At 72.3% G+C, this 13,114-nt stretch carries 13 protein-coding genes; 8 read left to right on the forward strand and 5 right to left on the reverse strand.

The annotated features are described in order from the left end of the window. Positions 1–45: 45 nt before the first annotated feature. Together DEP02_RS30060 and dxr are read right to left on the reverse strand one after the other, a co-directional pair. A complete protein-coding gene (locus tag DEP02_RS30060; RefSeq protein WP_112470836.1) occupies positions 46–1,350 on the reverse strand; it encodes a site-2 protease family protein in 1,305 nt (434 codons plus the stop codon). Further along, positions 1,347–2,609 (reverse strand): 1-deoxy-D-xylulose-5-phosphate reductoisomerase, encoded by a 1,263-nt coding sequence (gene dxr, locus DEP02_RS30065; protein ID WP_112470847.1) that lies wholly within the window; start codon positions 2,607–2,609, stop codon positions 1,347–1,349. Before dxr ends, DEP02_RS30060 begins: the two co-directional genes overlap by 4 nt. Before the next feature lie 117 nt (positions 2,610–2,726). Here dxr and DEP02_RS30070 point away from each other — a divergent pair, with 117 nt between their 5' ends. The 4 genes from DEP02_RS30070 (at position 2,727) to DEP02_RS30085 (ending at position 7,583) form a co-directional block, all read left to right on the forward strand. Then, the gene (locus DEP02_RS30070; RefSeq protein ID WP_232839335.1) at positions 2,727–4,160 is read left to right on the forward strand and encodes an ABC transporter permease; all 1,434 of its coding nucleotides are present in this window, start codon (positions 2,727–2,729) and stop codon (positions 4,158–4,160) included. 141 nt (positions 4,161–4,301) lie between these two features. Then, on the forward strand, positions 4,302–5,150 hold the full coding sequence (locus DEP02_RS30075) for a GNAT family N-acetyltransferase (RefSeq protein ID WP_112470838.1): 849 nt from the start codon (positions 4,302–4,304) through the stop codon (positions 5,148–5,150). Between the two features lie 73 nt (positions 5,151–5,223). Then, positions 5,224–5,805 (forward strand): GNAT family N-acetyltransferase, encoded by a 582-nt coding sequence (locus DEP02_RS30080; protein ID WP_112470839.1) that lies wholly within the window; start codon positions 5,224–5,226, stop codon positions 5,803–5,805. A 74-nt stretch (positions 5,806–5,879) separates the two neighbouring features. Next, on the forward strand, positions 5,880–7,583 hold the full coding sequence (locus DEP02_RS30085) for a proline--tRNA ligase (protein WP_112470840.1): 1,704 nt from the start codon (positions 5,880–5,882) through the stop codon (positions 7,581–7,583). An 855-nt stretch (positions 7,584–8,438) separates the two neighbouring features. Here the strand turns inward: DEP02_RS30085 and DEP02_RS30090 are convergent. From DEP02_RS30090 to DEP02_RS30100, 3 genes are read right to left on the reverse strand one after another with little or no spacing between them, the layout of a single operon-like run. Beyond that, complete coding sequence (locus DEP02_RS30090; protein ID WP_112470841.1) at positions 8,439–9,338, reverse strand: aminoglycoside phosphotransferase family protein; 900 nt, start codon at positions 9,336–9,338, stop codon at positions 8,439–8,441. Positions 9,339–9,386: 48 nt separating this feature from the next. After that, positions 9,387–9,872 (reverse strand): ferritin-like domain-containing protein, encoded by a 486-nt coding sequence (locus tag DEP02_RS30095; RefSeq protein WP_112470842.1) that lies wholly within the window; start codon positions 9,870–9,872, stop codon positions 9,387–9,389. Continuing rightward, positions 9,869–10,435 carry a hypothetical protein gene (locus tag DEP02_RS30100; RefSeq protein ID WP_112470843.1) on the reverse strand — a complete coding sequence of 189 codons (567 nt, stop codon included), beginning with the start codon at positions 10,433–10,435 and terminating at the stop codon, positions 9,869–9,871. The genes DEP02_RS30095 and DEP02_RS30100 overlap by 4 nt, the downstream gene beginning before the upstream one ends. Before the next feature lie 198 nt (positions 10,436–10,633). On the opposite strand from DEP02_RS30100, the gene rimP reads away from it, so the two are divergent. The 4 genes from rimP to DEP02_RS30120 all read left to right on the forward strand — a co-directional run. Next, positions 10,634–11,131: a ribosome maturation factor RimP gene (gene rimP, locus DEP02_RS30105; RefSeq protein WP_112470844.1), complete on the forward strand. Its 498-nt coding sequence runs from the start codon at positions 10,634–10,636 to the stop codon at positions 11,129–11,131. Positions 11,132–11,133: 2 nt separating this feature from the next. Next, positions 11,134–12,120 (forward strand): transcription termination factor NusA, encoded by a 987-nt coding sequence (gene nusA / locus DEP02_RS30110; RefSeq protein WP_112470845.1) that lies wholly within the window; start codon positions 11,134–11,136, stop codon positions 12,118–12,120. 136 nt (positions 12,121–12,256) lie between these two features. After that, positions 12,257–12,538 carry a YlxR family protein gene (locus DEP02_RS30115; RefSeq protein ID WP_112470846.1) on the forward strand — a complete coding sequence of 94 codons (282 nt, stop codon included), beginning with the start codon at positions 12,257–12,259 and terminating at the stop codon, positions 12,536–12,538. 164 nt (positions 12,539–12,702) lie between these two features. Further along, on the forward strand, positions 12,703–13,114 hold a 412-nt coding region (locus tag DEP02_RS30120), incomplete at its 3' end, for a translation initiation factor IF-2 N-terminal domain-containing protein (RefSeq protein ID WP_232839336.1).

The raw sequence follows: 13,114 nt of genomic DNA on the forward strand, positions 1-13,114 counted from the left end.
CGGCCGGGCGGAAGATCCGCCCGGCCGCCTCCGAACAGCGGGTGGTCAAGAGATTTTGACCGGATTGACGACATCCGCGACCAAGACGAGCAGCGTAAAGCAGATGAACACACCGGCCACCACATAAGCCACCGGCATCAGCTTCGCCACGTCGAAGGGGCCCGGGTCCGGGCGGCGCAGCAGCCTCGCCAGGTTCCGGCGCAGCGACTCCCACAGGGCGCCCGCGATGTGACCGCCGTCGAGTGGCAGCAGCGGGAGCATGTTGAAGAGGAACAACGACAGGTTGAAGCCGGCGACCAGCATCAGGGCCATGGCCAGCTGCTGGGTGGGCGGGATGTCCAGGGTGAAGATCTCGCCGCCGACGCGGGCCGCGCCGACCACGCCCATCGGGGAGTCGGGCTCGCGGGGGGCGCCGTCGAAGGCCGCGTTCCACAGGGCGGGCACCTTGCCGGGCAGGCTCGCGATGGAGTGGGCGGCCTCGCCGAGGCGGTCGCCCATCCAGGTCACCGACTGGCCGAAGTCCTGGCGGACGATGCCGGTGGCGGCACTGAACCCGAGGAAGCCGGCGTTGACGTACTGGCCCTGGACGATCTGGCCGCGGGAGTCCTTCTCGGCGACCTGGTTGGTGGCGATCTTCGCGTGCAGGGTGACGTCCTGGCCGCCCCGGTCGACGACGATGGAGACGTCCTTGCCGGGGTGGGCGCGGATGAGGTCGGAGAGCCGGTTCCACTCGTCGGTCCGCACCCCGTTGAAGGAGACGATCTTGTCGCCGGCCTTCAGGCCCGCGGCCGCGGCCGGGGAGGGGGCGTCGGTCTTCTTGCAGGTGTCGCGGTTCTCGCTCTGCGCGATGACGCACTGGGAGACCGAGCTGACGGTGGTCGTCTGCTGCGAGATGCCGAAGCCCATGAGGACGGTCAGGAACAGCACGAACGCGAGGATCAGGTTCATGAAGGGGCCCGCGAACATCACGATGACCCGCTTCCACGGGGGGCGCGTGTAGAACAGGCGCTTCTCGTCGCCGGGGCCCAGCTCCTCGAAGGCCGCCGAGCGGGCGTCCTCGATCATGCCGCGCCAGGGCGAGGTGGAGCGTGCGGCGATTCGGCCGTCGTCGCCCGGCGGGAACATGCCGATCATGCGGATGTAGCCGCCGAGCGGGATGGCCTTGATGCCGTACTCGGTCTCGCCCCTGTGCCGCGACCACAGGGTCGGGCCGAAGCCGACCATGTACTGCGGCACGCGGATGCCGAAGAGCTTGGCGGTGGACAGATGCCCCAGCTCGTGCCAGGCGATCGAGACCAGCAGGCCGACCACGAAGACGACTATGCCGAGGATCATCATCAGGGACGTCATGCACGCGCCTCCGCGGTCGCCGTCTGCGCTGTCAGTTCCCGGGCCCGGGCGCGGGCCCAGGTCTCCGCTTCGAGGACGTCCGGCACGGTGAGTGGAGCTCCCGTACGGGGAGTGCCGTGCTCCTCGACCACTTGTGTCACGGTCTCCATGATTCCGTTGAAGGGCAGTGTGCCGCGCAGGAACGCGTCGACGCATTCCTCGTTGGCGGCGTTGAACACGGCCGGGGCGGTGCCGCCGAGCCGGCCCACGTGCCGGGCGAGACCGACGGAGGGGAAGGCGTCGTTGTCGAGGGGGAAGAACTCCCAGGTCGACGCGGTGCTCCAGTCGAAGGCGGGCGCGGCGTCGGGGACGCGTTCGGGCCAGCCGAGGCCGATGGCGATGGGCCCGCGCATGTCGGGGGGCGTCGCCTGGGCGATCGTGGATCCGTCGGTGAACTCAACCATCGAGTGGACATACGACTGCGGGTGCACGACCACCTCAATGCGGTCGAAGGAAATGTCGTACAGCAGGTGCGCCTCGATGACCTCCAGGCCCTTGTTGACCAGGGTGGCGGAGTTGACCGTGATCACCGGGCCCATGGCCCAGGTGGGGTGGGCGAGGGCGTCCTCGACGGTGACGTTCGTGAGCTCTTCCTTGCTGCGGCCCCGGAAGGGCCCGCCGGAGGCGGTGACGACGAGCTTGCGCACATCGGCCCGCGTCCCGGCGGCCAGCGCCTGGAAGAGGGCGGCGTGCTCGGAGTCCACGGGGATGATCTGGCCCGGCTTGGCCAGCGCCTTGACCAGCGGGCCGCCGACGATGAGCGACTCCTTGTTGGCGAGCGCGAGGGTGCGGCCCGCCTCCAGGGCGGCGAGGGTCGGGGCGAGGCCGATGGAGCCGGTGATGCCGTTGAGGACGGTGTGACAGTCGGAGGCCGCCAGCCGGGTGGCCGCGTCGGGCCCGGCGAGGATCTCGGGCAGCGGCTCGCCGGGGCCGTACTGCGCGGACAGCGCCTCACGCAGCGCCGGTACGACGTCCTCGCGCGCCACGGCGACGGCCCGCGCCCGGAGCCGGTACGCCTGCTCGGCGAGGAGACCGACCCGTCCGCCGTTGGCGGAGAGCCCGGTCACCCGGAAGCGGTCCGGGTTGCGCAGCACGAGGTCGATGGCCTGCGTGCCGATGGACCCGGTGGACCCGAGGACCACCACGTCCTTGGGACCGTCCCCGGCGACGGGGTCGAAGACGAGATGCGGGTCGGCGAGGGAGGCTGGACTGTCACTCATTCCCCCATTGTGGCGGCAACGGGCTCCGGGGAGGACAGCGCGTACCCCGGGTGGACGGCGCGTTGCCGCACCCGGCGCCCCTTCCGCGGCCGCAGACTGCTCACCACGCTGCTCGTCATGCCGATCACCCTCGGCACGGTCCTCACCGCCGAGGGCCTGCTCGGCTACCTCGGTCCCAACGGCTGGCTGAACAAGACCCTGCACGCCCTGGGCCTGACCGACCAGCCCCTCCAGCTCGTCCACAACTACTGGGGAGTCCTGGCCTCCCTGCTGATCACCGGCTTCCCCTTCGCCTACCTGCTGACGCTGTCGTACCTGACCGGCATCGACCCGAGCCTGGAGCAGGCGGCGGCCACCCTCGGCGCCGGACGGTGGCACCGCTTCCGGCACATCACGCTGCCGCTGCTCGCACCCGGCCTCGCGATCACCTTCTGCCTCTCCTTCGTGCTGGCCTTCGCCGTGTTCCCCTCGGCCCAGCTCGTCGGCGATCCGCGGGGCACCACGCACGTCATCTCGATCGAGGCCTACCAGGCGGCGTTCCAGAAGTTCGACTACGCGCTCGGCTCGACGATCGCGATGGTCATGGCCGCGGTGATGCTCGCGGTGGTGGCCCCTGGTACTGGGCTGGCGGTCGCTGCTGTACCGCGGGTCGACGAGAGGCAAGGGCTGATGGCCGACGTACCGCGCGGGCCGGTGGGAACGGACGGCGCGCCCACCCGGGCGAGGCCCTGGTGGCGGAAGCCCGGCAACTGGGCCGCCGCCCTCGTCTTCGGGTTCTTCTTCGTCAACCTCGCCGGAGTCATCGGCGTGCCCGTCGCGGACTCCTTCGGCACCCGCTGGTTCACCAGCTGGCTGCCCGAGGGCTGGACGACCCGGTGGTACGGGGAGGCCTGGCAGGAGTTCTCCCTGGGACAGGTCTTCTGGACGACGGCGCTGGTGTCGCTGCTGGTGGTGTCGGTGCTGCTCGGCGTGCCGGCCGCGTACGCGCTGGCCCGGCGCGACTTCCCCGGCCGCAAGGTCGTCCTGCTGCTGTTCCTGCTGCCGATCCTCGTCCCGCCGCTGACGTACGGCATCCCGCTGGCCACCGTGCTCTACAAGTTCCAGCTGGCCGGCACCCTGACCGGTGTCGTCCTGGCGAACCTGGTGCCGTCGGTGCCGTTCGTGGTGCTGACCATGACGCCGTTCATCGAACAGATCGATCCGCGCATCGAGGCGGCGGCCCGGATGTGCGGGGCCCGTACCCCGTCCGTGCTGCTGCGGGTCCTCGCCCCGCTGCTGGTGCCGGGGATCCTGGCCGCCTCCGTCCTGGTACTGGTCCGCACGGTCGGCATGTTCGAGCTGACCTTCCTCACCGCGGGCCCGGACAGCCAGACCCTGGTCGTGGCCCTCTACTACGCCGTGTTCTCGGCCGGCATCCGCACCCAGCAGTCCATCGACGCGATGGCCGTGATGTACACGCTGTCGATGCTCGTCCTGCTGGTCGTCGCGCTCCGCTTCGTCAACCCGACCCAGCTCGTGACCCGGGTCAGGGAGGAGCGGTCCCAGGACTGAACACGGTGTCCCGGCCGCAGCCACCCCGAAAGCCACGGCTGCCCCACCTGTCCCACCAAGCCGTCCCTGGGGGCGGCGCCGCCCGGAAACGGCAGGTACAGTGCGGAGATCAAGCGAAACCCCCAGCCTGAGGCCCCGCACGTGTTGACCCAGACCACCTCACGGGTGCTCCAGCCGAGCGACCTGGACGCCGCGCTCGCGGTCCTCGGCCGCGAGCCGGTCGTGAACGCCTTCGTGACCTCCCGGGTCCAGGTCGCCGGTCTGGACCCGTGGCGGCTGGGCGGCGAGATGTGGGGCTGGTACGAGGACGGCATGCTCACGTCCCTGTGCTACGCGGGCGCCAACCTCGTCCCGATCTGCGCCACCCCCAGGGCCGTACGCGCCTTCGCGGACCGCGCGCGCCGGGCCGGCCGCCGCTGCTCCTCCATCGTCGGGCCGGTCGGGCCCACCGTCCAGCTGTGGCGGCTCCTGGAACCCGGCTGGGGCCCGGCCCGCGAGATCCGCGCCCACCAGCCGCTCATGGTCACCGACCGCATGCCGGACGACATACGCCCCGACCCCTACGTCCGCCGCATCCGCAAGGACGAGATGGACACGATCATGCCGGCCTGCGTGGCGATGTTCACCGAGGAGGTCGGCGTCTCCCCGCTCGCCGGGGACGGCGGCCTGCTGTACCAGGCCCGGGTCGCCGAACTCGTCGGCTCCGGCCGCTCCTTCGCCCGCCTCGACGAGTACGGCAGGGTGATGTTCAAGGCGGAGATCGGCGCCGCGACCACCGAGGTCTGCCAGATCCAGGGTGTGTGGGTGGCCCCCGAGTACCGGGGGCGGGGCCTTGCGGCACCCGGCATGGCGGCGGTGCTGCGGTACGCGCTGGCCGACGTGGCCCCGGTGGTCAGCCTGTACGTCAACGACTTCAACACCCCGGCCCGGCGGACCTACCTGCGGGTGGGCTTCCAGGAGGTCGGCGCGTTCATGAGCGTACTGTTCTGAGCGCACCCCACGACGCCGAGCGCACCCCGAAACGCCGTTCTGAGGCCGGTGCGAGCCCTGTAGTCTCCCCGGCATGGTCCACTTTCCCGGTCACGGACACCGCCGCTCCGAGGACGTCGTGATCGGCCCCCTCGACCTGCCGGCCCGGGTCGACGAGGCGCTCGCCGTGCAGGCCGTCGCCTTCGGGCTCGACGCCGACGAGGTCGCCGTACGCCGGCAGATCGTGCTGCGGCACATGACGTGCCCCGGCGCCCGCGCGCTCGGCGCCACCACGCCCGACGGCCGGCTCGTCGGCTTCGTCTACGGCATGCCCAACGACCGCACCCACTGGTGGTCCACCGTCGTCGAGCCCTATCTGCGCGCCCGCGGCCACGACGACTGGCTCGACGACTCCTTCGTGATCACCGAGCTGCACGTCCACCCGCGCCACCAGAACCGCGGCATCGGGCGCGCCCTGATCACCACCATCACCGACAGCGCCACCGAGCCCCGCTCGATCCTCTCCGCGATCGACACCGACAGCCCGGCCCGCGGCCTCTACCACTCCCTGGGGTACGGGGACCTGGCCCGGCAGGTCTTCTTCCCCAGTGCGCCGATGCCGTACGCCGTGATGGGCGCTCCGCTGCCGCTGCGCCGCCGCGAGGGCACGCGATAACCGATTTCCACCGGCACAGCCCGCCCGGCTAACCTCCTAGCCATCACCCATATATCCGCAGGAGTACGAGAACCATGGCGAACGCACCGGTCCAGCGCATGTCGCAGTTGATGGCCAAGACGCTGCGCGACGACCCGGCGGACGCCGAAGTCCTCAGCCACAAGCTGCTGGTCCGCGCGGGTTATGTGCGCCGCACCGCCGCCGGGATCTGGAGCTGGCTGCCGCTGGGCAAGAAGGTCCTCGCCAACGTGGAGCGGATCGTCCGCGAGGAGATGGACGCGATCGGCGGGCAGGAGGTGCTGCTGCCCGCGCTGCTGCCGCGCGAGCCGTACGAGGCGACCGGCCGCTGGGACGAGTACGGCGCCGAGCTGTTCCGGCTCAAGGACCGCAAGGGCGGTGACTACCTCCTCGGGCCGACCCACGAGGAGATCTTCACCCTGCTGGTGAAGGACCAGGCGTCCTCCTACAAGGACCTGCCGGTCATCCTCTACCAGATCCAGACCAAGTTCCGGGACGAGGCCCGGCCTCGCGCGGGCATCCTGCGCGGCCGCGAGTTCCTGATGAAGGACTCCTACTCCTTCGACCTCGCCGACGAGGGCCTCGCCGAGTCCTACGAGCTGCACCGCCAGGCCTACCAGCGGATCTTCGACCGCCTCGGCCTGGACTACCGCATCTGCGCGGCGACCGCGGGCGCGATGGGCGGCTCCAAGTCCGAGGAGTTCCTCGCCCCGGCCGCCGCCGGCGAGGACACCTTCGCCGACTGCCCGAACTGCGACTTCGCCGCCAACACCGAGGCGATCGGCTACGAGGTCCAGCCGGTGGACGGCTCCGGCGTGCCCGCGGCCGAGGAGATCCCGACCCCGGACACCCCGACCATCGAGACCCTGGCCGCCTCGCTCGGCGTCCCGGCCTCCGCCACTCTGAAGAACCTCCTGGTCAAGGTGGGCGGCGAGATCGTCGCCGTCGGCGTGCCCGGCGACCGCGAGGTCGACATGGGCAAACTCGAGGCGCACTTCGCCCCGGCCGTCGTCGAGCTGGTCACCGCCGAGGACTTCGTGGGCCGCCCGGACCTGGTCCGCGGCTACGTCGGCCCGCAGGGCCTGGGGGAGAAGGTCACATACATCGCCGACCCGCGGGTGGCCCCGGGCACGGCCTGGATCACCGGCGCCAACAAGGAGCACACGCACGCGAAGAACGTGGTCGCCGGCCGTGACTTCGAGGTCGACGAGTACGTGGACGTGGTCGTCGTGCAGGAGGGCGACCCCTGCCCGAAGTGCGGCACCGGACTGAGGCTGGACCGCGCCATCGAGATCGGCCACATCTTCCAGCTCGGCCGCAAGTACACCGACGCCCTCAAGCTCGACGTCCTCGGCCAGAACGGCAAGCCGGTCCGCGTCACCATGGGCTCCTACGGCATCGGAGTCTCCCGCGCGGTCGCGGCGCTCGCCGAGCAGCACGCCGACGACAAGGGCCTGGTCTGGTCCAAGGAGGTCGCCCCGGCCGACGTCCACGTGGTCGCCGCCGGCAAGGCCCTGCAGACCGAGGTGGCCCTCGAGGTCTCCCAGAAGCTCGCCGCGGCCGGCGTCCGCGTCCTGGTCGACGACCGGACCGGCGTCTCCCCGGGCGTGAAGTTCACCGACGCCGAGCTCATCGGCATCCCCCAGATCCTGATCGCCGGCCGCCGCGCGGCCGAGGGCGTCGTCGAACTGAAGGACCGCAAGACCGGCGAACGCGAGGAACTCCCCATCGAGGAGGCCCTCACCCGCCTCATGGCCTGAGCCTCACGGTGGGGGCTCACTGCGAGGGCCTCACGGCGGGTCCCGCCACCCCGCCCGTCACGGGCCCCGCTCCACGGCCGAGAACACGCCGGCGGGCGATCGCCGGGTGGGGCTGTGCCGACGGGCGCTGTTCCTGGCCGGTATGCGGGTCGGGCGGGCTCTGCCTGTCCGCGGTGGCGCGAGGGCGTGTCGAGGGCGCGGCCCCGTGGTCGGTCGAGGCGCCGGGCGGGTGGTGCCCGGCCGTCGGGGTTCCGCCGCAGGCGGGGCATGTCCATGGGCGCCGCCTCATGGCCGGCGGGAGCGTGCGGGCGGCACCCGCTCGCCGTGGCCGTGCGGGGCGTGATGCCGGGTGCGAGCACGCCCGCTCGCGTGACCTCGCACGAAGGAAGGCGCGCCGCAGCAGAGGCACCGTCCCGCGTGAGCCGCGAGGGCGACCTCGCCCGGCGCCCGGCCGGGAGGCCCCGCCTCGGGCGACTGCGCGAGCGCCCCACGCGAACACGCCGCATCCTCGGCAGGCGCGTCCCGGTGGGCGACGCGTTCCGCGGGGCTCTCCGGGCGGGCGTGACGGGGAGCGGCGGGCCACCGTACGACGGCCGCCGCCAGGCGTGCCCCGGCACCTCGTGTCCGGCTGATCAGCAGGGCTTTGCCGGCCTGCGTGTCCCTCGGCGTCGACGTGAGGCCGGTCGCCGCCGCGGACCCCGCCGGCCGGCGTGTCCCTTGGCCGGTCGTCACGTGCCCGCGCTGCCCGGACCCGCGTGGCCCGAGCGGAGCCGTTGTCCTGCCGAGGGGTGCCCTGCCGTGGGCCGACGTGGTCCGCCCACGTACTCGCGCACCGCCCCGGAAGGGTCCCGTGGGTCAGAGCCACGCGGCGAACTCCAGGAGGAGTTCCGCGTCCTTCGGGCGGCCCACCCGGCGGGCGCGCACACCGGACTCGACGGCGCGGAAGAGGGTCCAGCCGCGGAGGCGCTCCTGGTCGACCTCCAGGGACTCCGCCAGCCGCTTGACGCGGCGGCGGGTGGTGGCGGCGCCGGACGGGGAGGCGATCAGGTCCTCGACGCGGTCGCGGACCAGCCGGGCCAGATCGAAGGCGACCTCGCCGACGACCGGGTCGGGGCCCACGGCCAGCCACGGCAACCGGTCGCCGGCGAGCACCTTGCTCTGCCGGAACGTGCCGTGCAGCAGCCGCTGCTCGGGCGGCGCCGCCAGCAGGTCCTCGCGAGCCCTGAGCGCCGCCGCGACCAGCGGCGCCACCTCCGCGTCGCCGGCCGCGCCCGCCCGCATCGCCTCGGCCTGCCGGCCGGTCCGCCCGGTCACCGTCTCGAAGGAATGCCCCGCGGGCGGCTCCACCCACAGCCGCCGCAGCGTGCCCGCCGCCTCCAGCAGAGCCCTCGCCTCCGGCAGTGACCGCACCGAAACGTCCGGGTGCAGCCGCTCCAGCAGCAGCACACCCTCGCCCGGACCACCGTCCAGAAGCTGTACGGCGCCCCGCCCGTCCCAGTGCGCGAGCGCGGCCCGCTCGCTCTCCGGGCGGGCCCGCGGCGGGGCCAGCTTGAGCACGGCCGGAGTCCCGTCCGCCGTCCGCACCAGCACCACCAGACTGCTGCGCCCGCCGGGCACCTGCACCCGCTCGACGGTCAACCCGCGCACCGCCACGGCCCGCCGCACCAGCTCGGGCAGCTCGGCCAGCCAGGCGTCACCGTCCGGTGCCGTCTCACCGAGCGCCCGCACCAGACGCCGCGGCGGTTCGAAAGCCATGCGCGAGCCGTTCCTTCCTGTGTCGTGCGGTGCCTCCGCTCGGGCGCGTCACGCCGTGGGCGTCGCCGTACCCGCCGTACCCTCGGCGTCCTCCGCGCCCGTGGCGGCCCGTTCGGCGAGACCAGGGAAGGCTACGCTCTCCCCGCGCCAGCGCACCGCCCGGACCGCCGCCTCGCGCAGCGCCCCCGCGGCCTCCCGCCGCCGTTCGCCGGTGCTCGCCCGGACCAGGTCGGAGTAGACCCCGGCCACGCGATCCTCCAGCTCGGCGGCGAACCGTACCGCCGCCGCGGAGTCCGGCACCGGGAACGGCAGCGCGTAGGCCGCCGCCGCGGCCACCGGCCGCCCGCCCAGATCCCGTACCGCGCGCACCAGCGCGTCCCGCCGTGCCCGATGCGCGTCGTGCGCCGTCCGCGCCTCCGTCCGCCGGCTTTCCTGGACCCGCCCTCCGACGACGCCGTACCCGTACACGGCCGCGTGCTCCGCGGCGAGCGCCGCCTGCAGGGCCTCGAGCTGCCGCTCGTCCGCCTGGCTCATTTGTCGCCCTCCGTCAGCAGATACGCGTGGGCGGCCCCGGCCGCCGCCACCGAGGCCAGCAGACGCGCCAGTTCGCCGGGGGCCCGGAGCAGGGTCGCCGTGCGCCGGTCGGACAGGGACCGCTCCGCGGCGGCCAGCGAGGCCAGGGCGTCCTTCTCGTCCGCCGGGACGGCGGGGGACCGCGAGGCCTCGGCTCCCGCCGGAGCCCTCGAGACCTCGGGCGCCGTGGTCGCCGCCTCCGTGGCACCGGGCGAGGGCCTCGCCGTGCCGCCGAAGGCCTCCGCATGGGCCGCGACCTGCGCACGCAGCGGTCGCAGCCGCTCCGCCAGCGCCGGATGCGCGGCGATCACGGTGTCGTACCGCCGCGCCAGCTCCTGGCTGTCCTGTGCCGCACGCGCGCGTACCCGCTCGGCGGCCGACGGGCGTGACGGGCCGCCGTCCGAGCCGCCGGATTCGGAGGAACCGGTGGAGCAGCCCACGAGCAGGGCGGCTCCCGCGGCCGAGGCGAGCAGGCTCCTTCTGCGCGGGCCCGGCAGAGCTCGCGGAGGTGGGGGGAACGGCACGGCAGACGTCCTCGGGTGCGTACGGAACGAAGATGGCGGGGCGACTCGCCCGTGATCACGGTACCCGTGCCCCCCACGGGCACCACTCGGCGGCACCACACCTGCCCAGGTGGACGGCAACACCCCCCGGGACCCGATACCCTTTGACCAGACACGCGACCACCCCACAACAGCAGACGCGGCCGAGGAGTCACCCGGATGAGCACCACCCAGAGCGAGAGGCTGCGAGAACTGCTGGAGCCGCTCGTCACCTCCCAGGGCCTGGATCTCGAAGAGATCGCTGTGGACTCCGTCGGACGCAAGCGTGTGCTGCGGGTCGTCGTCGACTCCGACACCGGGGCCGACCTGGACCGGATCGCCGAAGTGAGCCGTGCGCTCTCGGCGAGGCTCGACGAGAGCGAAGCGATGGGCGAGGGCGAGTACACCCTCGAGGTCGGTACGCCGGGCGCGGAGCGCCTCCTCAGGGAACACCGGCACTATGTGCGCGCCACGGGCCGGCTGGTGAAGTTCCAGCTGGCCGAGGGCGGCGAACTGGTGGCCAGGATCCTCAAGGTCGACGACGAAGGTCTCGACCTCGAAGTGCCCGGAGCGAAGGGCCGCAAGGCCACGACCCGCAGGCTCGGCTTCCCGGACGTCGTCAGGGCGCGCGTGCAGGTCGAGTTCAACCGCAAGGACCAGAAGGAAGAGGGGGCGTAGCCGTGGACATCGACATGAGTGCCCTGCGGAACCTGGTACGGGAGAAGGAGATCTCCTTCGACGTGCTGGTCGAGGCGATCGAGTCGGCCCTCCTGATCGCCTACCACCGCACCGGGGGAAGCCGCCGCCACGCGCGCGTGGAGCTCAACCGGGAGACCGGGCACGTGACCGTGTGGGCGAAGGAGGACCCCGAGGACCTCGAGGAGGGCCAGGAGCCCCGCGAGTTCGACGACACCCCGTCCGGCTTCGGCCGTATCGCCGCCACCACCGCCAAACAGGTCATCCTGCAGCGGCTGCGCGACGCCGAGGACGACGTGACGCTCGGCGAGTACGCCGGCCGCGAGGGCGACATCGTCACCGGCGTGGTCCAGCAGGGCCGCGACCCGAAGAACGTCCTGGTGGACATCGGCAAGCTGGAGGCCATCCTGCCGGTGCAGGAACAGGTTCCCGGCGAGAGCTACCCGCACGGCATGCGGCTGCGCTCGTACGTCGTCCGGGTCGCCAAGGGCGTCCGCGGCCCCTCGGTGACCTTGTCCCGTACGCATCCGAACCTGGTGAAGAAGCTCTTCGCCCTGGAGGTTCCGGAGATCGCCGACGGCTCGGTCGAGATCGCGGCGATCGCCCGTGAGGCCGGTCACCGTACGAAGATCGCCGTACGGTCCACGCGTTCGGGCCTGAACGCCAAGGGCGCCTGCATCGGCCCCATGGGCGGCCGGGTGCGCAACGTCATGGGGGAGCTGAACGGCGAGAAGATCGACATCGTCGACTGGTCGGACGACCCGGCCGAGATGGTGGCCAACGCCCTGTCGCCGGCCCGCGTCTCCAAGGTGGAGGTCGTGGACATGGCGGCCCGGTCGGCCCGGGTCACCGTGCCCGACTACCAGCTGTCGCTGGCGATCGGCAAGGAGGGCCAGAACGCCCGGCTGGCGGCCCGGCTCACCGGCTGGCGCATCGACATCCGCCCGGACACCGAGCAGGCGTCCGAGTAGGGACTTCCGGCACTCCCGGGGGAGTTCACCCGGGAGTGGGGAATAGACCCAAGCCGTGAGGCGCTTGTAACTCGACAACAACCGTTCGATCTTTGCCCCGAAGGGGTGAGGTCGGTGCGGGGAGGTAGACTGAGCAGTGTCTGGCCGGACGCGTGCCCGCGCACGCCCTGAGCGCACTTGTGTGGGGTGCCGGGAGCGAGCGGCCAAGATCGAACTGTTGCGGACCGTGGCGGTCGAGGGTGAGTGCGTCCCCGATCCTCGCGGTACGCTGCCCGGTCGGGGTGCCTACGTACACCCCGCCCCGGTCTGTCTCGACCAGGCGGTGCGCCGCCGGGTGTTTCCGCGGGCGCTCCGCGTCCCGGGACCGCTCGACGTAATGGCGTTGCGCCGGTACGTCGAGCAGGCACAAGGTTGCTGAGGCAACACGGCAAGGAAAGACGTGCCGTACGGAACCCCGTGCGGCCTGGTACCTCGCGAGTCGAAAGCAGGTCGAGATTGCGATGAGCACTCGATGAGTACGCGATGAGTACGCCCATGAACTAGCGACGGTCCGGCCGCAACCCGGACCTCTAAAGGAGCGAAGTGGCTAAGGTCCGGGTCTACGAACTCGCCAAGGAGTTCGGTGTGGAGAGCAAGGTCGTCATGGCCAAGCTCCAGGAACTCGGTGAATTCGTCCGATCGGCGTCCTCGACGATCGAGGCGCCCGTAGTACGCAAACTGACTGACGCCTTCCAGCAGGGCAACGGCAGCGGCAAGCCCGCCGCGAAGTCGGCCGCGAAGCCGGCCGCCCCCAGGAAGGCATCCCCCAGGCCCGCCGCGCCCTCCCCGGCGCAGGCTGGGGGTACCTCCCGCACCGTCAAGGCAGCGGGGGATCGTCCGGCTGCGCCGAAGCCGGCGGCTGCTCCCAAGCCCGCCGCGGCACAGCAGCCCGCAGCCCCGTCGGCGCCCGCGCCGACCCCCGGCCCGCGTCCGGTGCCGGGTCCCAAGCCCGCGC

The sequence above is a fragment of the Streptomyces triticisoli genome (assembly GCF_003270085.1).
GTDB lineage: Bacteria > Actinomycetota > Actinomycetes > Streptomycetales > Streptomycetaceae > Streptomyces > Streptomyces triticisoli.